The organism is Burkholderia sp. HI2500 (assembly GCF_002223055.1).
GTDB lineage: Bacteria > Pseudomonadota > Gammaproteobacteria > Burkholderiales > Burkholderiaceae > Burkholderia.
Map to the genome: position 1 here is coordinate 1,350,772 of NZ_NKFL01000006.1, position 23,931 is coordinate 1,374,702.

19 protein-coding genes are annotated in these 23,931 nt (G+C 65.5%); 7 read left to right on the forward strand and 12 right to left on the reverse strand.

All coding sequences use genetic code 11. The features are described from left to right. Positions 1 to 10: 10 nt before the first annotated feature. Complete coding sequence (locus CFB45_RS23820; protein WP_089427666.1) at positions 11 to 1,090, forward strand: glycosyltransferase family 4 protein; 1,080 nt, start codon at positions 11 to 13, stop codon at positions 1,088 to 1,090. A gap of 83 nt (positions 1,091 to 1,173) precedes the next feature. Here the strand turns inward: CFB45_RS23820 and CFB45_RS23825 are convergent, their stop codons facing one another. The 8 genes from CFB45_RS23825 to CFB45_RS23860 form a co-directional block, all read right to left on the reverse strand. Next, positions 1,174 to 2,343, reverse strand: a complete 1,170-nt coding sequence (locus CFB45_RS23825; protein WP_089427667.1) for an acyltransferase family protein — start codon at positions 2,341 to 2,343, stop codon at positions 1,174 to 1,176. 112 nt (positions 2,344 to 2,455) lie between these two features. After that, positions 2,456 to 3,886, reverse strand: coding sequence for an MBOAT family O-acyltransferase (locus CFB45_RS23830; protein ID WP_089427668.1), 1,431 nt, complete (start codon positions 3,884 to 3,886; stop codon positions 2,456 to 2,458). Between the two features lie 52 nt (positions 3,887 to 3,938). Next, on the reverse strand, positions 3,939 to 4,859 hold the full coding sequence (locus CFB45_RS23835) for an SGNH/GDSL hydrolase family protein (RefSeq protein WP_179255095.1): 921 nt from the start codon (positions 4,857 to 4,859) through the stop codon (positions 3,939 to 3,941). Between the two features lie 237 nt (positions 4,860 to 5,096). Then, positions 5,097 to 7,040: an HAD-IIIC family phosphatase gene (locus CFB45_RS23840; RefSeq protein WP_089427670.1), complete on the reverse strand. Its 1,944-nt coding sequence runs from the start codon at positions 7,038 to 7,040 to the stop codon at positions 5,097 to 5,099. 55 nt (positions 7,041 to 7,095) lie between these two features. Further along, positions 7,096 to 7,341 (reverse strand): acyl carrier protein, encoded by a 246-nt coding sequence (locus CFB45_RS23845; protein ID WP_059666713.1) that lies wholly within the window; start codon positions 7,339 to 7,341, stop codon positions 7,096 to 7,098. A gap of 374 nt (positions 7,342 to 7,715) precedes the next feature. Beyond that, positions 7,716 to 9,050, reverse strand: a complete 1,335-nt coding sequence (locus CFB45_RS23850) for an oligosaccharide repeat unit polymerase (RefSeq protein WP_089427671.1) — start codon at positions 9,048 to 9,050, stop codon at positions 7,716 to 7,718. Then, complete coding sequence (locus CFB45_RS23855; protein WP_089427672.1) at positions 9,047 to 11,320, reverse strand: polysaccharide biosynthesis tyrosine autokinase; 2,274 nt, start codon at positions 11,318 to 11,320, stop codon at positions 9,047 to 9,049. Before CFB45_RS23855 ends, CFB45_RS23850 begins: the two co-directional genes overlap by 4 nt. Positions 11,321 to 11,379: 59 nt before the next feature. Continuing rightward, positions 11,380 to 12,606: a polysaccharide biosynthesis/export family protein gene (locus CFB45_RS23860; protein ID WP_089427673.1), complete on the reverse strand. Its 1,227-nt coding sequence runs from the start codon at positions 12,604 to 12,606 to the stop codon at positions 11,380 to 11,382. Positions 12,607 to 12,734: 128 nt separating this feature from the next. Between CFB45_RS23860 and CFB45_RS23865 the strand changes: the two genes are divergently transcribed. Then, positions 12,735 to 13,130 carry a hypothetical protein gene (locus CFB45_RS23865; RefSeq protein WP_089427674.1) on the forward strand — a complete coding sequence of 132 codons (396 nt, stop codon included), beginning with the start codon at positions 12,735 to 12,737 and terminating at the stop codon, positions 13,128 to 13,130. 168 nt (positions 13,131 to 13,298) lie between these two features. Here the strand turns inward: CFB45_RS23865 and CFB45_RS23870 are convergent, their stop codons facing one another. Then, complete coding sequence (locus tag CFB45_RS23870) at positions 13,299 to 15,155, reverse strand: alpha/beta hydrolase family protein (protein ID WP_089427675.1); 1,857 nt, start codon at positions 15,153 to 15,155, stop codon at positions 13,299 to 13,301. A 573-nt stretch (positions 15,156 to 15,728) separates the two neighbouring features. Between CFB45_RS23870 and CFB45_RS23875 the strand changes: the two genes are divergently transcribed. Both CFB45_RS23875 and CFB45_RS23880 read left to right on the forward strand, forming a co-directional pair. Further along, positions 15,729 to 16,988: an oligosaccharide flippase family protein gene (locus tag CFB45_RS23875; RefSeq protein WP_089427676.1), complete on the forward strand. Its 1,260-nt coding sequence runs from the start codon at positions 15,729 to 15,731 to the stop codon at positions 16,986 to 16,988. A 475-nt stretch (positions 16,989 to 17,463) separates the two neighbouring features. Continuing rightward, positions 17,464 to 19,665, forward strand: a complete 2,202-nt coding sequence (locus CFB45_RS23880) for a glycoside hydrolase family 3 C-terminal domain-containing protein (protein WP_089429116.1) — start codon at positions 17,464 to 17,466, stop codon at positions 19,663 to 19,665. A 76-nt stretch (positions 19,666 to 19,741) separates the two neighbouring features. Here CFB45_RS23880 and CFB45_RS39085 read toward each other — a convergent pair whose 3' ends face one another. Both CFB45_RS39085 and CFB45_RS23885 read right to left on the reverse strand, forming a co-directional pair. Further along, positions 19,742 to 19,912 carry a hypothetical protein gene (locus CFB45_RS39085; protein ID WP_174971639.1) on the reverse strand — a complete coding sequence of 57 codons (171 nt, stop codon included), beginning with the start codon at positions 19,910 to 19,912 and terminating at the stop codon, positions 19,742 to 19,744. Beyond that, positions 19,912 to 20,496 (reverse strand): DUF4865 family protein, encoded by a 585-nt coding sequence (locus CFB45_RS23885; protein ID WP_179255096.1) that lies wholly within the window; start codon positions 20,494 to 20,496, stop codon positions 19,912 to 19,914. Before CFB45_RS23885 ends, CFB45_RS39085 begins: the two co-directional genes overlap by 1 nt. Positions 20,497 to 20,623: 127 nt before the next feature. On the opposite strand from CFB45_RS23885, the gene CFB45_RS23890 reads away from it, so the two are divergent. The 3 genes from CFB45_RS23890 to CFB45_RS23900 all read left to right on the forward strand — a co-directional run bounded on the left by CFB45_RS23890 (position 20,624) and on the right by CFB45_RS23900 (position 22,862). Next, complete coding sequence (locus tag CFB45_RS23890; RefSeq protein WP_089429117.1) at positions 20,624 to 21,481, forward strand: LysR family transcriptional regulator; 858 nt, start codon at positions 20,624 to 20,626, stop codon at positions 21,479 to 21,481. 240 nt (positions 21,482 to 21,721) lie between these two features. Next, positions 21,722 to 22,309, forward strand: coding sequence for an IMPACT family protein (locus CFB45_RS23895; protein ID WP_089427678.1), 588 nt, complete (start codon positions 21,722 to 21,724; stop codon positions 22,307 to 22,309). Positions 22,310 to 22,571: 262 nt separating this feature from the next. Next, positions 22,572 to 22,862 carry an H-NS histone family protein gene (locus CFB45_RS23900; protein ID WP_089427679.1) on the forward strand — a complete coding sequence of 97 codons (291 nt, stop codon included), beginning with the start codon at positions 22,572 to 22,574 and terminating at the stop codon, positions 22,860 to 22,862. 55 nt (positions 22,863 to 22,917) lie between these two features. Here the strand turns inward: CFB45_RS23900 and ppk2 are convergent, their stop codons facing one another. Then, positions 22,918 to 23,868, reverse strand: a complete 951-nt coding sequence (ppk2, locus tag CFB45_RS23905) for a polyphosphate kinase 2 (RefSeq protein WP_089427680.1) — start codon at positions 23,866 to 23,868, stop codon at positions 22,918 to 22,920. Positions 23,869 to 23,931: the final 63 nt, after the last annotated feature.

Here is a 23,931-nt window from a genome sequence, read left to right on the forward strand (position 1 = left end):
TCTTGTTGACATGATCACTTTCAATAAACCGAAGCAACTCGTCTATAACGGCCGCTTCACCACGCAGAAGACGACCGGCGTGCAGCGCGTCGCGCGCGAGCTGATCGCCGCATTGATCAAGTTTCAGCCGCAGGATCCGGTGACCGTGCTGGTGCCTCCGCAGCCCGGCGTCGAGGTCAGCGGCGCCAGGACGGTCAAGGTCGGCTTTTACAAGGGCGTGGTCTGGGAGCAGTTGGTGCTCCCGTTATTCGCTCGCCGAGGCCGCATCGTCAATCTCAGCAATTCGGCATCCGTTTTCATCGGCAACCAGATCATCTACATGCACGATGCGGCAGTGTTCGACACGCCTGCGCACTTCTCACGCCCGTTTCGCGTGTGGTACCGGATCATGTTCTGGATCCTCGCGCGAACCTCCGTATGCGTGCTGACCAACTCCTATTTCTCACGGGATCGCCTCGCGCATCACTGCGGCGTGTCCGCGGAGAAGATCAGCGTCGTGCCGCTCGGTGCGGATCATCTCGATGCGCTGGAAGCGGACACGAGCGTGCTCGACAAGCATGCGCTGACGCCCGGCCGCTTCGTGCTCGCGGTCAGCAGCATGAATCCGACCAAGAACTTCGGGCGGCTGATCGCGGCTTTCCGGCAGATCGACGATCCTTCGGTCGATCTCGTCATCGTCGGCATGCAGAACACCACCGTATTCGGCAAGCAGGATCCTCTGTCGGCCGCCGAACCGAACATCAAGTACGTCGGCTACATCAGCGACGAGCAATTGAAGGCGCTGTATCAGAACGCGGCGTGCTTCCTGTATCCGTCGATCTACGAAGGGTTCGGCATACCGCCTCTCGAGGCGATGCGCTGCGGCTGTCCGGCGGTCGTCGGCAAATCGGCCGCGCTGCCGGAAGTCTGTGCCGATGCGGCCCTGTACTGCGATCCGTATTCCCAGGACGACATCGCACGGAAATTGCGGACCCTGCTCGATTCGGCCGAACTCAGGGCCGAGCTCAAGCGCAAGGGCAGCCTGCACGCGGAGAAATATCGCTGGCGCCGAAGCGCCGAGATGATGACGGAGATCTTCGACGGGCTGTAAGCGCGACTCCCGCCATCCCGCATTCCCGCATTCCCGCACGCCGGCGCCGCAACGACGCCGGCGTGCGCCGCGCGCGGCGCCCGTTACCCGGCGTTGACCGGGTTGCCGGTCGCGGCCCGGTGATTTCCGAACATGCGCTTGCCCAGATACGACCTGATCGGTTCTTCGACGAATTTCGCCAGGATGGCGGCGGACACGATCGAAAGAAACGCAGCTAGCATCGCAGTTCGGACAATGTGGATGTCGGCCTGTGGTGCATACGCGAACACCAGCCTGCCGATCGGATAGTGCACGCAATAAAGCGGATACGAGATCCAGCCGAGGAACGCGCTGAGCCTTGCAGTCGCCTTGCCGCTAGGCGCGAGCATGGCCCCCCGGTAAACCATTGCGGGGGCGACGAACAGCAGGATCGCAACCGAATACATCCCCTTGATCGACGACGGAAACGCGACGACCACCAGGAAAACGACAAACAGCATGTAGTCGTTCTTCACCAGCCCGCCGATGAACCAATGCGGCTTCGCCGGAAGATTCGCGTCGTACATCTTGCCGATCGCGATTCCCAACAAGAACCCGTAGCCCACCCTGAAGAAGCCGCCGAAGAAGTTATCCGCCGCCCAGCCCTGGCTCATCAGGATCGCCAGCTTGTCGTTATCGAGGCTGGCGAGGAAACCGTATACGAGGAATGCGACGAGACAGGCGTAGGCCCATCTCGACAGATTGCGCGCGCTCATCCTGATTGCCACGATCAGGATGACGCTCGCGAACATCTCGAAGAACAGCGACCAGGCAGGCGGGTTCAGCGGGAATACGCCGGGATCGTTGACGGACGGCAAGCTGTGATTCGCCGCGCCGACGAAACCCGACACCGAAAAGCGACCGAGGTACGGAACGAGAAAAAGATTCTGGCCGGTGGCGGCCACCAGGTTGCCCGACGAGAACCGGGCCGACGAATTGGCCTGCATGACGATGAGGCTGGCGAAGCCGATCGCGAACCCGATGAAAATCATCGGGTACAGGCGTATCAACCTGCGCTTCAGATACTCGCCACGCCATGCGTCCTGGCGCAGCCTTTCACCGTAGGAATACGCAAGAATGAACCCGCTCAACATGAAAAACATGTCGACGGAAAGATAGGCGCCCTGCAGGATCGTGCTCGATAGTTCCTGCAGGAAATGCATGAACATCACGCTGATGGCAGCGATGCCCCGCAAGCCGTCCAGGATTTCGAACTTCTGCTTGTGACTGGCCATGAAAGTGAGTGGCTCCGGGAAATATCGATCTTGCAGGTTCGGCACGCGTCGGCGCGCACTTGCACGGGTCCGGCAACCCGGCACCCTGCGATCGCCGTACCGCCGACGCGGATCAGAAAGTCTTGTAGACGATGTCCGGCGCGGGCGAATCGGAAATGACCAGCACCAGCACGGTCACGACCGCCAATACCGTGCACCACGAGGTCCGGGCGTAACGCGACAGGAACAGTCCGGCCATGCCGCCTTGCGTCATACGCGTATATACCGCGTTGAGCACGGCAAGCGTCACCGTCGCGCCGACGAATACCATCAGCCACACGAGCGCGACGAGTACCGGGCCGAGCGTGGTCGCGATGGTCTGGATTTCGCTCCAGGTCGACCAGAACCACAACAGGCTGAATGCGAAGAACGTAAACGTCAGCCCACGCGCGCAATGGGTGTAGAGCGGCGTGTTGCACAGCGCGACGTACCGTTTCTTGCCAAGCCATTTGGTCATGCGGATCTGATACAGCTTGTTGATGCTGACGCCCCCGCCCTGCAGGACACCGAAGAACAGGAACATCGACGTCTGCCCGTGCCAGGCGCCGACCAGGAAGAACGTCACGAAGAACGCGACGACACCCAGATACGGCTCCAGTGAGCGCGACGGAAAGCGACGCATGAGCGCCATCAGCAGCGGGTTGTAGACGTAGGTCTTGAGCCAGCCGGAGAGCGTGATGTGCCAGCGGCTCCAGAATCCGATGAAGTTGGTCGACGAGAACGGCCGGTCGAAATTCTCCGGCAGCGAGATCCCGAAGAAGCGCGCGACACCGACGACCGTGTCCGTGTAGCCGGAGAAGTTGAAATACAGATAGACCGGGTAGATCGCAGCGATCGTCAGCCCGGTCAGAATGCGCTCGCCGAGCGGTTGCGCCGGCGACAGCTGCGCAAGCGCCTGATGATGGACGTGCGACAACGCCACCGACACGATCGCCACCTTGAAGAATCCCACGATGATGCGCTCGAGCGCGACGCCGTAATCGATGGCATCCGGCCCCGGCCGCTCGTTCGTCTGCGTCACGCTGTAATCCTGAAAGCGTTGAATCGGCCCCGACACGATCGACGTGAAGTTGAGCACGTAATTCAGATACACCACCGGCGTCACGCGAACCGGCAGGCCCGGACTGCGAGCGTCGATGATGAGGTGGAGCATCCGGAAAAAGATGTACGACACGCCGATCGTCGCGTAAGGGTGCGACAGCAGCAACGCGGACGGCACGAACGTATAGCGTTTGAGCCAGAAGAACAGCGCGATCACGATCGCGAGGATCGGTGCGAACGCCGCCAGCCACTGCTTCGTCTGCATGCCCCGGACGCTCAGATAGCCGACGAGCAGGAAAGCGGCGAACGGAATCCACGCGACCGGATCGCGGGAAAACGTGGCCAGGAACAGCAGGTTGACGACGAGAAACACCGCGTTTTGCCAGGTCAGCGAGCGAGACAGGTTGAAGATCAGCGCGGCGACGGCTGCAAAGGCGAAGAACTGGAAGGATGGAATATTCATCGGGCGGCCTGGATACGGTTCGAAACGATGGCGGCGGCATGCGCCGCCAGATTCAATGTGATCCGCATGCCGACAACGCGGGCGACCCGCCGGCGGTAAGCGCCGTCACCATGCTTTGCGCGACGACGCGCGCGCCGGCGGCGTTCAGATGGTTGTCGACCGGATAGTAGTAATCGGCCGGGTTCGCCGACTGCTTCAGGCTCGAGGCCAGGTCGATGTAGCGCATGCCGTGCTTCGCGGCGATTTCGGCCATCGCGCGATCGAGCGCCCACGGATCGATCCCGCTCGGCAGCGATTTCGCGGCCAGCAGCCCCGCCTGCGTGCGCTGTGGAATCAGCATCAGCGCCACCGGCACGCCTGTCGCGCGAAACCTGTCCGCGACCGTGGCGGCCACCTTGTCGAACGTCTCGAGCCGCTCGCGCCAGGCGGTCGAAAATGGCGGGCGAAGGAAATCGGCCTTGTCGCCGTATTTCAGATACATCGGCACCTGAATGTCCGGATTTTCGAACATGTAGTGCTGCGCGACGGCAATGGCACGGCTCCCGCTCAGCCAGCCCTTGGCACGCGCCATCAGGTCGCTGCGCGGTTCCGGCGCCGCGGTGGCCGCGGGCGCATCCGCGACGTCGGGCAGGTTGATCTTTTCCAGATCGAACGGCGCGACCGTGAGCACCGCTGCATCCGGCTGCAAGGCGAGCGCCGGCCCGATCCGGTTCAGCACCTTGCGGAACGGCAGTTCGTAGACACCGAGATTCTGGACCTCGACCGGCGCGCCGCACATCCTGCTCAAATCCTGTTCCGCCAGCGCCGCGAACGATTGGTCATACGGGAGGCTCGTGCCTTCGGCAAACGACGTGCCGAGCAACGCCACGCGGCGCGTTCCGGCCGGCTTCGGCCCGCAACCCTCGGTCGAGCGGAAACCGCACGCGTTGTAGTGATAAGCGATCCACGGCGTTTCCGGGGTCTTGACCGTCATCGTGCAATTCGGAACGTTTCGCATGCCCTCCGCCGCATCGGCTACATGACATTCGCCCCCGCGCGTCCCCGCGCTCCAGATCGCCCTCGTCACGCATTCGGCGGCGACGAACAGGCAGATCACCGTCGCCACGACGATCAACGGCAGCAATACATAGTCCCGGCGCGGCAGCCGGCGAGAAACCGCGACGTCATCCGTCTCGCGAAATGACGTGAGTGGTACGGTGTTTTTCATGGTTCAGGCGGCAGCCATCGTATCGAAACCCGCCCGCGTCACGGCGAAGTGACCGGGCGCGATCTCGCGGTCGCTGGCCATTTCCCAGACCGTCGTGCCGTCCGGCTCTTCGCTCACGGCTTCGAAACCGAGCTTCGCATAATGATCCCTGACCAGCGCATTGCGGTCGGTCGGGACATAACGCCCGATCACGCGCGTGACATCGCGCTGGCGCGCATGCTGCAGCACTTCGCGCAACACCATCTGCTCGACCTGGCGCCCGAGCACGCGGCAGCTCATCAACCACGAATCGATCTGCCAGGTACTCGGCGCCTGTTCGTCGGGCCGGCAAATCACGACCGAGATCATGCCGTTGTCGCCGAACGTATCCGTCAGGCGAACCTGCAGCGTAAAAACCCGCCCGTCGCCTTCGAGCGCCTGGATCTCCGCGTCGGTATAGCGGCGCGTCGTCAAATTGAACTGGTTCGACTTGTTGATCAACTGAACGATGCGGGCCCGTCCGGTATCGTCGAACGGTGCGAAATCGATCTTCATGTCGAGGGATCGCAAGTACGCATCCATGTCGCCGGCCTGACTGCGTAGCGCCACGCGGCGCGCATTGTCCTGGTACATGTCCGCGCGCTTCCGATCTTCCGGCAAGAATGCGAGGGACTCGAAATAGCCCGCGGCGGCCAGGGTTCGCGCGTACAGCGACGGATCATCGGGCAACTCGGGAACGGCGACTTCGGGCAACGTCGTACGGACCAGATTGCGCTCGACCGGATTGTCGTCGAGGAACACCATCGCATCGATACCGAGCGACAGTTCGTCGGCAATCGCGCGAATATTGGTCGCCTTGTCGTTCCAGTTGGCCTGGAACACCGCGAAGTGTTGCTCGCGCAACAGCATTTCAGGGTGTTTTTGAAACGGCAGACGCGCCGTATCGTCATTGTTCTTCGACGACACCGCGAGCACGATGCCGCGTGCTCTCAGCGAAAGCGCGAGCTGCTGCACCGCGAGATGGGCTTCACCGACCGCATCGCCCTGCGCCACCTTGATGCCTTCGAGCAAGTCGTCGCCGATCACCCCGCCCCACAGGGTATTGTCGAGATCGAGTACCAGCACGCGCCGGCTCTTGCCGCGCGCCGCGCCGAGCAGCCGGCCCACGTGATCCGCATACAGCGGCACATAGTCGCCGGCAAACGGATACTTGGCCAGATTCCATTGCGCGGGCGAATGCCAGTTCGCGACGCCGACCGTCCCCGCGACATGTGCAACGTCGAACAGGATGTCATTCGATTCCGCCACACGCTGCGCAAGTGCTCGATTGAAACGTTCGACGAGATTGAGCGGCGTGCCGGCAATCAGTGCATCCCGGTTGCCGAACAGCGTGTCGGACGGCGGCGCGAGCGTCTGGACGATCGACAGCGCGTTGCCGTGCTGCCTGAAGCCGGCGCGCAGTGCATCGATCTGATCCAGCGCCGCAGCCACGCCGTGCTGCGCCGCTTCCTCGTCGCCCGGTTGTGCGTTCAGCGGCAGCCCGCGGTAGTCCAGGGCCACCAGCACGGCATCGACTTGCGCGCGATTGATCGTCGAATCCGGCGCCAGGGCTTCCTGCATGACCTGCCCGTAGTGTCCCGACACGATCTCCAGCGCAACGCCATGACGCGCGGCGCTGGCCACGAGCGGCAACACGAGATGATCGAGCGTGCCGTTGCCGACCAGCCCGAGCCGGAACGGCGTAAGCGGCGCAAGCGTGCGCCCCGCGCGCTGCAAGGCGACGATCGCGCGCCCCAGCTTGATCAACTGATTTTCGCCGAGCGCGCAGCTGGCCAGTTGGCGTACGCGACTGCCCAATCCGGCACCCGGATCGTCGTGGATCGTTTCGCCGAGCTCGCGGCAGCGCGCGGAGAAATCGTCAGGCGGGCGCGGCAACCAGGCCAGCGCGGTGTACAAATCATCTTTCATCGGACGGCGCTCTCGGCGAAGCGGGTTCTGGACGGGAAATGCGGGCCGACGCGCGTCATGCGGCGTGGCGCTTGCTGATCAGGTCTGCAAATTCACCGACGTTCTTCAGGCCTGAAATATCGGCGGCGGCAAGCTTGATTCCGAACGCACGCTCGACGCTCAGAACCAGACGGATATGCGACAGGCTGTCCCAGCCGTCGACGTCGGCGGCGGTCAGTTGAGGCGTTGCCACCAGCTCGTCGTCGTCGAATACGTCCCGCAACACATCGGTCAACTTGGCATAGACGGCAGATTGGCTCACGGCGAAGGCATCCTTTGACGTAGGGAAAAATGAACGATGCGATGTGCGCGGTCGAAGTCGTTCTCGCGCACGTCATCGCATTGCATCGGTCAGCGGTCCGTGGCAGCACGACAACCTCGACCATCGTACAAATGCTAGCCCGGCGATCGAATCATTAACGTGCGAAAAGCTACTTTTCCGGGAGACTGCACGGCTCGAATGCGGGTTTCGAATCCCGGGCGGAATGTCGAGCGGGTGCGCAGCCGCCCCGCCGCTTCGCGCGCGGCAGGCGCCGCGACGCGGGACCGAACGTCAACGGGGTATCAGCCGCGTTCGCGCTGCGATACGCCGCGAACCCGGCCGTCGTTCCACACGTCGGCGCGACCGCGTGCGCCTCACGGCGCGGCAGGACGGGTGAGCGGCGCGACCGATGCCGGTCGCTTGACGAAATAGCGGAACACGACGATCAGCAAGACGATCGGCACGAAATTCCGTCCGCTGAACAAATTCGGAATTCGAAGAATTTCCATGATCGAAACGAAGAGCACGGCATGCGCGCAACACCAGAACCCCGCTCCGCTCCGCCAGCCTGCGTAGCTCCGTCCGAACACCCAGCCGAGGACAACCGCATCGAGCAGCCCGAACCAGCCCCATTCGTAAAAGTGAACGAAGATCCCCGACGGATTATTGAATTCCGGGTCGGCGTAGCTGTTCAGGAACACGGTGATGCTGTCGGTCGAATCGAGCCACGGCTCCAACGGCGCACCGATGATCGGAAAATGCAGCAGCCAGTCGAAGGTGAACATCGGATGACCGCTGTCCCACCCGAGCACGCTCAGTATCCCCGCACCGTTGTTCAGCGCCGTCGAGTAATACAAGCCGAGACGTTCGATCGCGAAATCGAAAATGTTGTCGTAGACGGTGACGTAATAGGCCTCCCACGACCGGTTGTACTCGTTCGCGATGAAGAGCCCGAACAGCAACGGAATCGCGGCGTACGGCCCGAGCGTCAGCAGCCGCGAGAACCGGCCGCGAAGCCGGAACCGCACGATCATGAGCACGCACGGCAGCGCCACCTCGATCAACGCGAGCCGCTCGGCAAAGATGAAGCTGCGCAGCAGCGTCAGCACCGCGAGCACGCCGAGGTAAGCCTTGTAGCGGTTCATGCCCTTGACCGGTGTCTTGAACACGTAGAAATACAGCACGACGTACGGCGCGGCTGCCTGGGTGAACGAGCTCAGGCCCGTGAAGTGCCCTTTCTGCTCGAGCATGACATACGCGTTCGCTTCGCCGTGCAGGAACGCCAGCACCAACGCCGGACGCGCGAGAATCCCGCCCAGCAGCATCAGATTGCCGAACATCGCGAGCACGAACACGAAATCGAGTACGCCGGGGAGCAACTCGGCGGGGGCGGCCGGCGGCCCCCGGCGCGACTGCGCCTCGGTCGTCGCCAGCCACGCCGTCGCCACGACCACCAGCAGGAACAATGCGCCGACCCAGGCGTAATAGCCGTCGAAGTAGAGCCGCGCAATCGATTTCTGATTGACCAGCAGACTCAATGACAACATCCCGTACAACGGCAGGATGAAGATCAGCACGAGCCGGGCGGGGTCTTCCCACCAGTAACCCGTGTAAGCACCTGCCTCGCGACGGACACGCGCCGCCTTGCGTGCCGTCGCCCCGCTCTGTCGCGGACGGGGCCTGCCTTCGCCCACGCCACGCGGTCTCATGAAGCACGTTCCATCTGTTGTCGCGACACCGCCATTCCATTGGCGGTCGCCGCGGCCTGATGCGTATTCGTATCCGTATAGCCGTAGTCGTACCGACCCGGCGCGCCCTGGTAATCGTTCAGGATCACGCCGCGCACATCGATATGCGCGTGCTCGAGCCGTCGCGCGCTTTCGTCGAGCTCCGTCAGCGTCGTCACGCCGCTACGCGCGACGAGGAACACCGTGCCCGCCAGACGCCCCAGCACCAGCGCATCGGCGACCGGCAGCAACGGCGGGCCGTCGAGCACCACCATGTCGTAGCGCGACGCGAGCTGCCCGATCAATTCGGCGAACGCGGGCTGCAGCAGCAGTTCGCCCGGATCGGGAACGACGCTGCCCATCGCGATGAAATCGAGGCCCGGTGTGACGCCGCGCTTGATTGCCTCGTCGAGCGCATGGGTGCCCGCCACCACGTCCGACAACCCCGGCGCGCGGCTATAGCGGAACCGGTCGTGCAGCGAACCCTTGCGCAGATCGGCGTCGATCAGCAGGACCCGCCGTTTCGCGGCACCGGCGAGCGACGCGATATTCGCAGCGACGAACGACTTGCCGACGCCCGTCGTCGGCCCGGAGATCAGCACGACCGGATTCGATGCGGCCGGCATCTCCAATTGCAGCGACGCGCGCAGACCGCGCAGGCTTTCGAGCGCGGCGTCCTGCGCGCCGACCGGCGCAATCGATGCGCGCGGACCGGGCCGGCCGGCCTTTGTCCGCAGTTCCGCGGCCGCAGCGATCGCGCTGTGCGGGACGGTCGCGAACACCGGCAGCCCCGTCGCCCATTCGATTTCCTCCGCGTCGCCGATCGTGCCGACGACGCGCTGCCGGGCGATCACGATCGCCGCGCCAGCCAGCAGGCCCACCACCAGGAGACCGACCACCGCAACCCCGCGATGCGGACCGATCGGCTGCTCGGCGATCTTCGCCGTATCGACGATCCGCACGGTGCCGGTCTTGCTGGCACGTGCGAGGACCATCTGCTGGCGCGTATTGAGCAGGTTCGTGTACAGCGCGGTATCCACGGCCACGTCGCGCTGCAGTTGCAGCACGCCCTGCTCCACGGTCGGCAACTGCTGGATCTGCTTGCGCGTCGTGTCGAGCGTACGCTGCGCATCGGCGAGCTGCGCATCAACGGCCGCAACCGCCGGATGCTTCGGCATGAAGCGCGTCATCAGTTCCTCACGCCGCTGCTGCAGCGTCTGCACGCGCGTCTCGATGTCGACCGCCTGTTGACGCAATGCCAGCGCTTCGTCGCTCGTATTGACCGTCCCGTGCGATGCGCGGAATGCGTTGAAGCGGTTTTCCGCCGCCTCCAGCTGGGCCTTCAACTGCGGCAACTGGCCGTCCATATAGCGGATCAGCTTGTCGGCCGCCTCGGACTTGCGTTGCGTGTTCTGCGCCAGATACGCGTCGCCGATCGCGTTCAGCACGCGGCTGTCCTGCACGGGATCGGTGCCGTCGAGCGTCACGCCAACCATGTTCGACTGCTTGCCGCGCTCCGAGATCAGCGCGTTCTTCTGCAGCCACGTGGACGCCTCCTCGTCGCTGTAACGCGTCAGGTCGAAGCGTGCGCCGGGCTTGCCGGCCACGCCGCGCACGAACACGTCGATCGCGCCCTCCGGTGTCTCGACGTGCAACGGCTGGCCGATACGGCCCTGCCACATCGGCCCTTTCCGGCCGAAGATGCCGGTGCGCTGCAGCGTATAGGCGCCGTCATCGCCGACGGTCAACGCGAAGCGCTTGCCGAGCAGTCGTTTCGGCACGTCGAAGGTCGGCACGTCGATGCGTTCGGTGCCGTACACGTATCCGCCCGGCAACGGCGACGACAACCCGTCGGCGGCATTCACGAACCGCCAGCCGATCAGCGGCAGGTAATGCGGTCGAACGTCGAGCGCGAGGTTGGTACTGTCGATCGCGCGATCGAGCACCGCGCGGGATTTCAGCACCTCGATCTCCGTCGATGCATCCGTCTTCAGATCGAACACCGACGATGGATCGCCAGGCGGCGACGTCTGCTTCGAGTCGGTCTGGCTTTGCTCGACCTGGAACAGGATGTCGGAGCGGTAGACGGGGGCCGCGCACAGCGCATACAGGCCTCCGGCAATCGCGCCCGCAAGCGCGGTGCAAAGGATCAGGCGCCGGCCGCCATACAGCACGCTCCAGTAGCGGCGTACCGAATGGGACGGCCGCGGAATGCGCCCGCTGTGCGAGTCAGGCAGGGTCGAAGTATTCATACAGCCTCAGTCCTGTATGGCGCGACGCACCGTCGCGGTCACAAAATCCGCCGCGAGCATCACGGCGAAATGGCCTTCGCCGTCAGCGCACCTTGCGCGGACGATGGAATCAGCAGGTTCACGACGCGGCTCCAGCGCACGAGCGACGACGCATCGACGAACACGACGTCGCGCCGCTCGAGCGGAAACTGGTCGGCGAGCGCGAACGACGCGGGCGAGCTGCCGTCGAGGTGGTACACCCGCGGACGGTTGTCCGGGCCACGGCGCACGACGAACACCTGGCGCGCGTCGGACGTGTACTGACTTACGCCGCCCGTGTCGCCGAGCGCCTCGCCGAGGCTCATCCGGCCGTCGGTCAATGTCAGCGTCGCGGGTCGCGACACCTCGCCGAGCACGAACACCTTCGCGTCGCTCGCCGCGCGCACGCGCACGAGATCGCCGTCGCGCAACAGGATGTTCGACGGATTCACGCCCGCCGAGATCAATGCGGGCAGGCTCACGTTTACGGTCTTGTCGCCGCGCGTCACCGAAACCTGCGAGCGGTCTGCCGTCGGGGTGAAACCGCCCGCACGGTCGATCGCCTCGGGCAGCGTCATCGGCATGTCGTTGACGATCTGCAGACCCGGCGTGCGCACCTCGCCGTCGAGATAGACGCGCTTGCTGCGGTAGCTCTGCACGCGTAGCGAGAGCTGCGGCTTGCGCACGTATTCGCCGAGCCGCTTCATCAGCAGCGCGCCTGCCTGTGCCTCGGTCAACCCGGCCACGTGAACGAGGCCCGCGTAAGCGAACTGCACGTTGCCGTTCGCGTCGACCGTATAGCCCGTCGCGACCGAGCTGGCGCCGACCCCGTCGCCGCCACCGACCGTCTGCGTCGTCGGCAGGTTCAACTCCGGGTGGTCCCATACGACGATGCCCAGCACATCGCCAGGGCCGATCGTGTACGGCATCGGCTTGCCGAACAGCTGGCGGATTTCCGCGTCGACGTTGGCCGGCCGCCCCGCATGGTGTTGCGCGACGAAGGCCGGCGTGATCTCGATCAGATCCTCGCTCGACACGTTCTGCACGCCGTCGAGGCCGCCCGATCCCGATGCGTCGGCGCTCACGCGCGCATTCGAGTCGCGCTCGGCCGGCGGGTGATAAGTCATGCCGGGCGACAGCGCGCATGCGCTCAGTGCGCACGCGGCGGCCGCGATCGCCAGGCGCGACTGCCACGGTGCGCGACGGGCGTCGGCCCGACGGGGCCTCGGCGTGCCGAGCGTCGATTCCGGTTGCGTGGTGATTGACATGATGTCCTTCCAAAACTGTGCGGTAACCCGCCGAACGCGGCGAATTCCGGCATTACGCTTGCCCAGCGCGGCTCGCATTGCATCGCCGCACCGCCCTCTTCACCGCACGTCACTCCATACGATTCGTCATGAACTTCTCTTCATCGCTTTCGTCGTTCGTCTGCATCGTGTCGGCCGGGTTCGTCTGTGCCGCCGGTGCGCAGACGCTGTCCAGCAGCCCCGCCGACACTCCGTCCCTTGCGTCGTCGACGCTACCGGGCCTGGTGCCGCCACAACGTTCGGCGCAAGCGGCGGTCGCACGCGCGGCCGCGGCTGCCGCACCCGCGCTCACGCGTTCCGCCGCGAGCGCCGCCGTCCAGCCCGACCCGCGCGCCCACAGCACGTTGCGCCGGCCGCTCGTCCCGGCGCGCCCGCACCGCGCGCAGGTGGCCAGTACACCGGCCGACGACGTATGGGGCAGCAACACGTTGTACGCATCGCCCTACGCGAAATCACCCTATGACGCGCCAGCCGAGCCGGACTGAAGCACCCGCCGGTCATGCCTCGGCATGACCGCGCATGCATCGATAAGGGATTGGACACCACGGCAAACGGCGCGTCTGTGAGCAACCTCACCGAACGCCCATCTTCATACGCGGGCGCGATCGCACCCCAACGCGCCGCTGCATGCAACGCATGCGGCACAGCGCACGTCACGGCCTGCCGACCGACACGCTCCCGTACGACCCTGCGGCCGCGTCGAGCGTGGCAGGATCGGCAACGCGCACGACCGACCTCGCCGAATCACGGCCGAGTGCCTGCATGCACAGCCCGATCACGATGTCCGTGCCGACCGCGCCGTACACCGCGTGATCGACCTGCGGCTCGAGATGCAGTCGCACGTGACGCGAGTGCCTGAACGCGCGCTCGATCGCACCGAAGTGGCGCCGCACGTCGTCGATGCCGGGATCGAGCGCGCCGTACACCAGCGTCGTCCGGACATTGCGTTGTGCCAGCACGTGCATCACGCCGCGTGGTGTGCCGGCGCGCGGCTTCCAGCCGAAGCGCGCGGCGGCCTCTTTCAACGGCACGCTGACCCGCGCGATCGCATTGGCGGCGACGGCCGCCACGATCGGCCGCAAATCGCGCCGTTCGCGCACGAGGCCCTTCCACTTTTTCCAGTCGCGCACCGATAGCCAGTAGCCGCGCACCGAATTGTTCCGCTGCTTCTGCACCGCCTCCAGCGAGAGCCCGGCCGGCCACACGAAACGCGCCAGGTTGATCGCGATCACGCCGCCGAGCGACGGCGTCTTCACGGCCGCATGCAATGCCGCATAGGCGCCCGAACAGATGCCGGTTGCGATCACCTCCGGGTAGCCGAGTGCACGCAGCCAGTCGGCGGCGGCTGCCACGTCGTCGCTCGACTGCGGTGAATACACGACCGGCGCCTGGTCGTCGGGCGCGGCAACCCCGCTGTCGCCCACGCCATGCACGTCGATCCTCAGCGTCGTCACGCCGGCGCGTGCGAGCGTCCGCGCGAGGCGCACGCTGAAGCGCCCTTCTCCGCTGCGCGGATTCGTCGACGTGTTCGCGATCACGAGTGCCGGCGCGACGGGATTTGCCGGCCCCGTATCGGCGGGACGGCACAGCACGCCGACCACCCGGTCCGGCCCTACCGCGACGACCTGCTCGGTCATGTCCGTCATGTCGAGCGCGACAGCCGACTCGCCATTCCATGACGGATCCAGCGGCCGCGCGGGGTCGATGCGAGTCGCCACGTGCGGTGCCCGTTCGGCGATCCAGTTGACGAGCGTGTCGATCGCGTCGAGCGGCAAGCGCGAGCGCGTGCCGTCCAGCATCGTCGTCGACCATTCGCGGAACGAGTCGGTCGCCACGTCGACGCCGCGAGCGAGCAGTGCATCGCGCAACGCAGGACCGTCCCCCTGATCGGGATCGATCAGCAGCATCGCGCCGGGCAACGTCGCTGCATCGCGCACGACGTCGCACAAATCGACCGCCTTCAGCGCATCGACGAAATCGTCGGGAAAGCGGTGCCCGAGCACGTTCATGCACGGTTCGTCGCGATGTGCGGCACGAATGGCCGGCGACGTGATGTCGAGCCACTGCCGATGCACGAACGACATCTCGCGGAGGTACGCACGCCCACGCACGACGGGCGCGAACGCCGCCAATGCGTCGACGCGCGGCGACGGGCGCTGGCCGTTGCCTGCGGCGGCCAGCATCGCGAACAGCGCGCCCGCACGGATTCCGACGAGCGTTAGCGACGCGACACCGACCTGGTCGCGCAGCATGCCGATCGCATCGTGAATGCTGTCGATGCACGCGGCATACCGACCGGCATCGAGATCGTCGCCCGCGGAGTCACCGCTGCACGGATAGTTGAATCGCAACACCGTGACACCGTTACTGGCAAGGCGCTCGGCGATCGCCCGCATGAACTTGTGCGTCCACGATGCCTCGTGGCCCAATGCTTCGCACAGGACCACCCCTTGTGTCGTCTGTCCCTCGTGCAGCCACCCCACGCAGCTGCCGAACGTAATCGGCTTCAATCGGTACTCCTCGGATCGGTATTTTTATCGGACGCGGACGCGTGTTCCGGCGGCTCCACCGAAATGAGCGATTCCACGATCGTGCGACTGCTCGGCGAACACACGACGGCGCCCCCGTCCGCGCCCCTGCGCGGCCCGCCCTGTTTCGTCCGTTGCCCTGCCCGCATGCCCGCGGGAGGTGATGTTGTGTGCCTGGCACGCCGTCACGGTCTGCGCCGGGAACCCGTGCGCCGTGAACCAAAACTGTGCACTCGATTAAAGCACCCGGTTCGAGCGTCCTTCGGTGCGCCAGCTTACAAATGGATTCGTCACTGTCGCGATCCGACGACGCGCGACGGCGTGCGCGGTGTCGGGATCCACGCATGCCGCGCGCACGGCATCCGCGAACGGTAGGCTCGCGAACACAGTCGTCTCGTGCCGCCGGTATCATGGCCGCCATACGATGATGTGGCCGTGCCCGGCGACGCCGGACGCGCCACCCACCCATGCATCCGGGTCAGCGCCGACCGGCTGCACACGCGCACCGCGGCCCCATGCCGCCGCACCGCGACACCCACGGCGCCGACCGAGCGAATGTCTAACCTCAAGAAGAACTTCCTGCTGCTGCTGACGTTGCAGATTTCGATGTACGCGGTGCCGCTGCTGATCGCACCGCTGCTGACGCACGCACTGGGGCCTGAAGGCTACGGCCAACTCGCGTTCTCGCTCGCGGTCATCGCCTACCTGACCAACTGCACGAGCTACAGCTTCGACCTGACCGCCACGCCGCGCATCGCGCTCGCCCGCGACGACCGCGCGGAGCGCTCCCGTATCTTCTGGGCGACGTTGTACGCACAGATCGGCATCGCCATGATCTGCTTCATCGTGCTGGTCGCGCTGACTTTCCTGTTCAAGCGCTTCGGCGAGGACCGCGATCTGCTACTGATCGGTTTCGGCATGGTGGCCGGCGTGGCGTTCACGCCAGGCTGGTATTTCCAGGGCATGGAGAAACTGCGCGCGCTGAGCGTGATCCTGTTCATCGGCCGCATCCTGAGCCTGCCCGCGATGTTCGCGCTCGTGCACAGCCCGGCAGACATCGACCGCGCGATGATCGTCAACGCAGCCGTCCCGACGCTGTCCGCGATCGTGCTGGCCATCTACCTGTATGCGCAGCGCGAAATCGACTTCATTCGCGTGGAGTTCTCCGACGTCGCGGAATCGCTGAAAGGCGGCTGGCAGGTGTTCCTCGCGTCGACGTCCATCGCGTTCTATGCGTCGACCAACACCGTACTGCTCGGCTTCGTATCGGGCAACGTCGCGGCAGGCTACTTCGCCGCCGGCGACAAGCTGATCCGTGCGGCGCTCAGCATGCTGCAACCGCTGAAGGCCGCCACCTATCCGCGCATCAACTACCTGATGCGGCACGCGCGCAACGATGCGTTCTCGTTCCTGCGCAAGCTGTTCGTCGTGCAGGTTGCGATGGTGCTCGGCATCTCGCTCGTGATCTTCTTCGGCGCGCCGCTCGCCGTGCGCATCCTGTATGGCCCTTCGTACGAACCGACGGTCCAGGTGCTGCGCTGGATGGCCTTCATTCCGTTCATGGCCGGCATGACCGACCTGTTCGGCGTGCAGACGATGCTGCCGCTCGGGATGAAGTCCGCATTCACGCGCATCCTGATGTCATCGGGCGTTCTGAACATCGTGCTGGTACCCGTGCTCGCAAAGTACTTCGCCGAGCTGGGCGCAGCCGCCGCCGTGCTGACGGCCGAGGCGGCGGTCGCCGCGGCACTCGCCACCGTCGTCTATCGCGCCGGGATTCCGCTTCCCGGTAGTCCGCTCGCACGACGCGGCTAGCGCGAGGCGGCCGGCATCCGACGGTGCTCCGTTCGATGCGCGCGCAACGAACCGTCCCGCGCGACCACACGCCTCCTCATTGCCCGCCGCCTCCGTACGCTCGCACACGGGTACTTCTTACTCCTCCGCGCACGCTCGATCGGGAACGATGACCGTCTTTCCGCCCCGCTACGCGCCCCTACGAAATAAAGATCACACGTATCGGTAGAAACACCGATGCTGTAGTCAAACTACATTTGTACGATTGGTCGCTGCAGAGAATCGCTACATCCGATTCGGCAGCGTCGGGCGGTCCGCGTCGCCGTCCTCGATGTTCGATCGGGCCCAACCGGCCGTAACGATTCCCCGCCTGGCCCGGCATGCCGACGCGCAACCACCCAGCATCGCCAGCCAATTGCGTCCGGTGCGAATCCACCGGACGTGCGCAGCTCCAGACATCATCCGAACAACCGGCAATACGATCATGGAGAGCAACATGCGGGACACACTCTGGCCGGCCGTCGTGCTGGCAGCGACCCTCTGCACCACCGCCTATGCGGGCGACGCCGATTTCAACGCGCAGGGCGACGCGACCGATGCATTCGCGTCGGCTGCGGCGGTTCGGCGCGCTGACCTGCTCGTGCGCAAGATGACGCTCGACGAAAAACTTCAATTCATTCATTCGCAATACGAAATGTCAAAGGTGCCGGGCGGCGGCGCCGGCTACATCCAGGGTGTGCCGCGCCTCGGCATTCCCGACCTGAACATGGTCGATTCGGCGACGGGTTCCGGCAGCACGTCGCAGGCCAGCACGACGTTCCCCGCGACGATCGCCGTCGCCGCGAGCTGGGATCGCCGCCTGTCGTACGACTACGGCAAGCAGGTCGCGATCCAGTTGCGCGCGCAAGGATTCGGCATGGGCCTCGCCGGCGGCACCAACCTCGCGCGCGAACCGCGCGGCGGCCGCCTGTTCGAGTATCTCGGCGAGGATCCGCTGCTGGCCGGCGACCTGCTCGCCGAACGCACGCTGGCCACGCAACGGCAGAAAGTCATCGCGACCATCAAGCACTACGCCGGCAACGAGCAGGAGCACGGCCGGATGGGCGGCAACACGCAGATCGACGAACGCACGCTGCGCGAGCTGTACCTGCTGCCGTTCGAGATCGCCGCGAAGCGCGGCCGGCCCGGCAGCGTGATGTGCAGCTACAACCGCCTGAACGGCACCTATGCGTGCGAGAACCCCCATCTGCTGAACGACGTGCTGAAGAACGAATGGGGCTTCCAGGGCCAGGTGCAGTCCGACTGGGGCGCCACGCACAGCACCGCCGCCGCGATCAACGCCGGGCTCGACGAGGAAGAAGACGTCGGGCCGAGCGTGTACCTGACGCCGGCGGCGGTCAAGCAGGCGATCGCGAACGGCTCGGTGTCGACCGCGCGCCTCGACGACATGGTGCGCCGTAAGCTCGCGGTGATGATCCGCGTCGGCGTGATGGACGATCCGGCCAAGGGCGGCGGCACGATCGATTTCGCGGCCGGCAACCGATTCGCGCAGGCCGCTTCCGAGCAGTCGATCGTGCTGCTGAAGAACGACGGCAACCAGTTGCCGCTCGCCGCGTCGGCGCTGTCGCGTATCGCCGTGATCGGCGGCCATGCCGATGCGGCCGTGCTGTCGGGCGGCGGCTCGGGCAACACGCGCGACCCCGTATCGGGATCGTTCGCGGGTTGCGGCGGCCTGACGTTCGGGTCATCGACGGGATGCAGCTGGTGGCGCAATCCGTGGCTGAAGGTGGACGTGCCGATCGTCGCGGCGATCCGTGCGCTCGCGCCGGCCGCGCAGGTCACGTATGCCGGCAACAGCGATCAGCAGTCGCCGTTCCGCGCGTACACGCAGCAGGAGATCGACCAGGCCGCGGCACTCGCGGGCCGCTCGGACGTCGCGATCGTCGTGGTCGCGCAGCCGGCCGGCGAGGATTTCGGTGATCTCCAGAGCCTGAGCCTCGCGAACCCGTCGAACCAGGATGCGCTCGTCGAAGCCGTCGCGCGCGCGAATCCGCACACGATCGTCGTCGTCCAGAGCGGCAACCCGGTGCTGATGCCGTGGAAGGACCAGGTCTCCGCGATCGTCGAGGCGTGGTATCCGGGCGAAGCCGGCGGCAAGGCGATCGCGAACGTGTTGTTCGGCGCGGTCAATCCGTCCGGCAAGCTGCCCGTCACGTTCCCCGCGCGCGATCAGGATTCGCCGGCCTGGGGGCAAAACGGTGCGTTCGACAACGATCCCGTCTATGCGGAAAAGCTGAACATGGGCTATCGCTGGTATGACGCGCACAACATCAAGCCGATGTTCGAGTTCGGCTACGGGCTGTCGTACACGCACTTCGCGTATTCGGGGCTGTCGGTGTCGAAGCAATGGGACGGATCGCTGAGCGTCGCGTTCACGGTGCGTAACGACGGGCGCGTTGCCGGCGCGGAAACGCCGCAGGTCTATCTCGGCGTGCCGTACAAGGACGAGCCGCCGAAGCGGCTGGTCGGCTGGGAGAAGATCCGGCTGAATCCGGGCGAGGCGCGGCGTGTGCACGTGACCGTGTCGCCGCGGATGCAGAGTGTGTGGGATACGTCGCGTAACGGCTGGCGCGTGGTGCCGGGCGGGACGGTGTACGTCGGTGCGTCGTCGCGGGATATCCGGTTGCAGGGGCACTGAGCGGTAGAGGAAGAACGGAAGCGCCGCGTGCGTCGTGCGCGGCGCTTCCGTATTCACTCATCCGCAAACGCGCACCTCACCGGAACAACAGCGCCAGCACCGTCGCGAGCGCGGCAATCGCGGCGATCCCCGCCGCCATCCCGGCCAGATGCGCGGCGATCACCAGGCCGGCCGGCAATCGCGCGGATGCCGGGCCGCAGGCCCCACCCGCCGGCCCGGCCCGCGATCGGAACGCAGCGCCGGCCATCACACCCCGCTCCCTTCAAGCGTATCGAGCAACGGCCGGGCCAGATGCAAAACCTGGTACACCGTGCCCGCGCCGCCGCCATCCCGCTCCTGCTCCTGCTCCGATACGAGCACGCGCGTCAGCCGCCAGCGCAGCGGATCGAGGCTGACGGCGGCCGCAACCGTACCCTGCCGCGCCGCCACGTCGCGATTGCGCTCGACCTCCTGTGCCAGCGTCGCATCGAGGTCGGCGTCCGCCGGAATGTCGATGGCTTCCAGCCGCACGAAGCGTCCCGCCGACGCACTGCCCTTGCGCGCATCGAGCGCGACCTGCACATCGATCGGCGCGCGTCCGAAACTGTCCGTCACGACCCGATAGCGGCCGTCCGTGACGAACCCCGCGAACGCCTGTTCATTGCGCCACAGATAAAGCGACGCATAGCCGTTTTCCGTCGCACCGTAGCGGCCCGCCTCGCGCAGCAGAAACCCCTTGAACACGAGATCCGGCGTGTCGTCCCAGAGCCTGCCGCGCTCGCGCACGCGATTGCGGATGATATCGAGGTCGTAGTCCGCCGGCAGGCGGTGCACGTAGTACGCGGTCAGCATGATCGACTCCTGGGATTGACAAGGGAGATTCCGAACGGCTCGAGAACAGCGTAGAAGACCTTGAATCATTTGAAAAGACGATGGCAGAATATTTCAATGATTCGTTTTATTAATGGATGAGTGCGTGATGAAAACGCTCGACATCGAAGCCGTGCAGGCGTTCGTGCTGACCGCCGACCTCAAGAGCTTCACGCGGGCCGCCGAGGCGATGGACACGACGCAGTCCGCCGTGAGCCTGAAGATCAAGCGACTTGAAGACGGCCTCGGCCGCCGTTTGCTGGAACGCACGCCGCGGCAGGTTCGCCTGTCGGCCGACGGCACCGCGTTCCTGGAACCCGCGCGCGAGCTCGTAGCGGCTCACCAGGGTGCGGTCGGCGCGTTCGGCGCCGGCCAGCGGCGGCTGGTGATCGGCGTGAGCCATCATGCCGTCGGCGCCGATCTGCCGATGCTGCTTCGGCGCATGAGCGAAGCGGAACCCGGGCTCGTGCTGGAGATCCGGGTCGCCGCGTCGCGCGACGTGCTCGATGCGTTCGATCGCGGCCAGCTCGATGCCGCCGTCGCGCTACAGCACGACAGCCGGCGGCTCGATGGGGAAACCCTGCTGTCGGCGTCGTTCGGCTGGATGGCCGCGACCGATTTCGAATACCATCCGCCGCAACCGCTGCGGCTCGCGACGCAGGCCGAGCCGTGCAGCGTGCGCCACATGGCGATCGGCGCGCTGGACGAAGCCGGTGTCGCGTGGACTGAAGTGTTCGTCGGCGGCGGCGTGGCGACGATCGGCGCGGCGGTGTCCGCGGGGCTGGCCGTCGCCGCGCTCGGGCATCGCGTGGCGCCCGTCGGGACGGTCGACGTGGGCGCGCGATACGGGCTGCCGCCCTTGCCGGCGCGCGACGTGGTGCTCTACTCGAACCTGACCGATGCGCGGGCCCGGCAAGCGCTGCGCACGCTGGGCGCGGCGCTGCGGTCGTCGGTCGGCGCGCGGTGATAGCGCGCTTGAACCATCGGAGAAAAAATTGGAACGGCCGCTGCCGCGCCATGCACAGTGGCACTTCGCCATTCCGCATCCGGCACCTCACCCGGATCGGGCCCTGACGGCATCGAAAGGCTTCGACGCGCGCCACGGTAATATTCAGTCTTCAGGCTGGCCACTGCCTGCGCGGCCAGCACCCAAAGAACCGACACCCATCATCACCTTGATTTCCCTACACTTTCCCCGTCGCGACGCATGATGTACTCGCTCGCCACCACCTACATCCGGGAACTCGAGATCCGCAAGAGCCGCTTCATCGCCTACGCGATTCCCGTCGAAGACCGCGACGCCGCGATGCAGGCACTGCAACGCCTGCGTGACGAACATCCAGCCGCCACGCACGTGTGCTGGGCATTGCTGGCGGGCGGCCAGTCGGGGATGTCGGACGACGGCGAGCCGTCCGGCACGGCGGGCCGGCCGATCCTGGAAGTGCTGCGCCATCACGATCTCGACGGTGTGCTCGGCGCGGTCGTCCGTTACTACGGCGGCGTGAAGCTCGGCGCGGGCGGGCTGGTGCGCGCGTACACCGATGCAATCGCGTCAGCGCTGCTCGATGCCGAGCACGTCGAGCGCATCCGCTACACGCGGCTCGCCATCGAGATCGGCTATCCCGAGGAGGCGCGCGTGCGCCGCTGGATCGAACAGGCCGGTTATGAACTGGTGGACAGCGCGTACGGGATGACGGTCAAGCTCGTGATCAAGCTGCCCGAGACCGCCGACGCGAACGCGCGGACCGAGTTGTTCGACCTGACGCAGGGGCGATCAGGCTTTCCCGATCTGTGACGAACGGCAACCGGCCGCCCCGTCGTTCCTGCTGCCGACAAATTCCGCCGAAAAATCAGATACGTCCGATAGAAAAACCGCACGCTGCCACTTAATCTCACCGGGTTCCCGGCGACTCGCGCCGCATACGTTTTATCCGCAGGCCGGCACAGGCAGCACGCAACCGCCACCGGCCGAGTCGGCACGCCAAGGCCGGGTGTGCCGACGTGCGATTCGTCACGCGTCGCCAATAATCAAAATTCAGCTACGGGATAACGGACGCATGCATCAAGTGCAGACACTGCAAGCCCAGCTTGCGGAACTCGATCGGCGCATCAAGGCGGCGCGGAGCCGCGAACGCAATGCGGTGCTGGCGCAGGTACGCGAACTCGTCACGAGCTACGCGCTGACCGCGCGGGAAATCTTCGGGCAGGGTTACAGCGATCGCGCGAAGCTGTTCACCGTCGGCGTGAAGTATCGCGACCCGGCAACCGGCGCGACATGGAGCGGCCGCGGCCGTGCACCCGCATGGATCGTCGGGCGCGACCGCACCGCGTTCCTGATCCGGGAGTAACGCGCGCCGCGTTGCGCGGCGCGCCCGGTCATGGCATCGAATCCGTGCCGGCCGTTCAGTAAGTGTCCGGCACGATCATGTTGTCCGGCACCGGTCGACGGATGTAATCCTCGTGATGCTCACGCGGCGGCAGGTCGATCGGTGCGTGCGGCACCTCGTGATACGGCACCTGCTGCAGAAGGTGGTGAATGCAGTTCAGCCGCGCGCGCTTCTTGTCGACGGCCTGCACGACCCACCACGGCGCTTCCGGAATGTGCGTGCGCTGCAGCATCTCTTCCTTCGCGGCGGTGTAGGCTTCCCAGCGGCGGCGGCTCTCGAGGTCCATCGGGCTCAGCTTCCACTGCTTGAGCGGATCCTCGATCCGGCTCTGGAAGCGCACTTCCTGCTCGTGATCGGTGATCGAGAACCAGTACTTGACGATCTGGATCCCGCTACGCACCAGCATCTTTTCGAACTCGGGCACCGAACGGAAAAACTCCTCGTATTCCTCGTCGGTACAGAAGTTCATCACGCGCTCGACGCCCGCGCGGTTGTACCAGCTGCGGTCGAACAGCACGATCTCGCCGCCGGCCGGCAGATGCGCGACATAGCGCTGGAAATACCATTGCGTGCGTTCGCGGTTGTTCGGCGCCGGGAGCGCCGCCACGCGGCATACGCGCGGGTTCAGCCGCTGCGTGATGCGCTTGATCGCACCGCCCTTGCCGGCCGCGTCGCGCCCCTCGAAAATGACGACGAGCCGGTGCCCGGTGCTCACGACCCAGTCCTGCAGCTTCACGAGCTCGCCCTGCAGCCGGAACAGCTCGCGGAAATACTCCTTGCGCGCCTCGCGGCGCTCCTGCGAAAACAGCAGGTCGTCGCTGTCGTCGAAGCGGCGATCGTCGAGCTCCATCTCGAGCTCTTCGTCGTAGGCGTCGACCAGATCTTCCTCGAAACGGCGCTGGCGCGCCTCCATCGATTCCATATCGGTGCGGTCGTCGGTCTCGGTGCGGGTATCGTTGTCGCCCATGGGGCCTCCTTCCATCATTGACGCAGCCAAACGCTGACATTATCTCAGTGTCGCGCGTCAAAT

Excerpts from the sequence above, each read along its gene's own strand:
- CFB45_RS23820 (WP_089427666.1), top strand. The coding sequence starts at position 11 with ATGATCACTTTCAATAAACCGAAGCAACTCGTCTATAACGGCCGCTTC.
- CFB45_RS23825 (WP_089427667.1), bottom strand. The coding sequence starts at position 2,343 with ATGGCCAGTCACAAGCAGAAGTTCGAAATCCTGGACGGCTTGCGGGGC.
- CFB45_RS23830 (WP_089427668.1), bottom strand. The coding sequence starts at position 3,886 with ATGAATATTCCATCCTTCCAGTTCTTCGCCTTTGCAGCCGTCGCCGCG.
- CFB45_RS23835 (WP_179255095.1), bottom strand. The coding sequence starts at position 4,859 with ATGACGGTCAAGACCCCGGAAACGCCGTGGATCGCTTATCACTACAAC.
- CFB45_RS23840 (WP_089427670.1), bottom strand. The coding sequence starts at position 7,040 with ATGAAAGATGATTTGTACACCGCGCTGGCCTGGTTGCCGCGCCCGCCT.
- CFB45_RS23850 (WP_089427671.1), bottom strand. The coding sequence starts at position 9,050 with ATGAGACCGCGTGGCGTGGGCGAAGGCAGGCCCCGTCCGCGACAGAGC.
- CFB45_RS23855 (WP_089427672.1), bottom strand. The coding sequence starts at position 11,320 with ATGAATACTTCGACCCTGCCTGACTCGCACAGCGGGCGCATTCCGCGG.
- CFB45_RS23860 (WP_089427673.1), bottom strand. The coding sequence starts at position 12,606 with ATGTCAATCACCACGCAACCGGAATCGACGCTCGGCACGCCGAGGCCC.
- CFB45_RS23865 (WP_089427674.1), top strand. The coding sequence starts at position 12,735 with ATGAACTTCTCTTCATCGCTTTCGTCGTTCGTCTGCATCGTGTCGGCC.
- CFB45_RS23875 (WP_089427676.1), top strand. The coding sequence starts at position 15,729 with ATGTCTAACCTCAAGAAGAACTTCCTGCTGCTGCTGACGTTGCAGATT.
- CFB45_RS23880 (WP_089429116.1), top strand. The coding sequence starts at position 17,464 with ATGCGGGACACACTCTGGCCGGCCGTCGTGCTGGCAGCGACCCTCTGC.
- CFB45_RS39085 (WP_174971639.1), bottom strand. The coding sequence starts at position 19,912 with ATGGCCGGCGCTGCGTTCCGATCGCGGGCCGGGCCGGCGGGTGGGGCC.
- CFB45_RS23885 (WP_179255096.1), bottom strand. The coding sequence starts at position 20,496 with ATGCTGACCGCGTACTACGTGCACCGCCTGCCGGCGGACTACGACCTC.
- CFB45_RS23890 (WP_089429117.1), top strand. The coding sequence starts at position 20,624 with ATGAAAACGCTCGACATCGAAGCCGTGCAGGCGTTCGTGCTGACCGCC.
- CFB45_RS23895 (WP_089427678.1), top strand. The coding sequence starts at position 21,722 with ATGATGTACTCGCTCGCCACCACCTACATCCGGGAACTCGAGATCCGC.
- CFB45_RS23900 (WP_089427679.1), top strand. The coding sequence starts at position 22,572 with ATGCATCAAGTGCAGACACTGCAAGCCCAGCTTGCGGAACTCGATCGG.
- ppk2 (WP_089427680.1), bottom strand. The coding sequence starts at position 23,868 with ATGGGCGACAACGATACCCGCACCGAGACCGACGACCGCACCGATATG.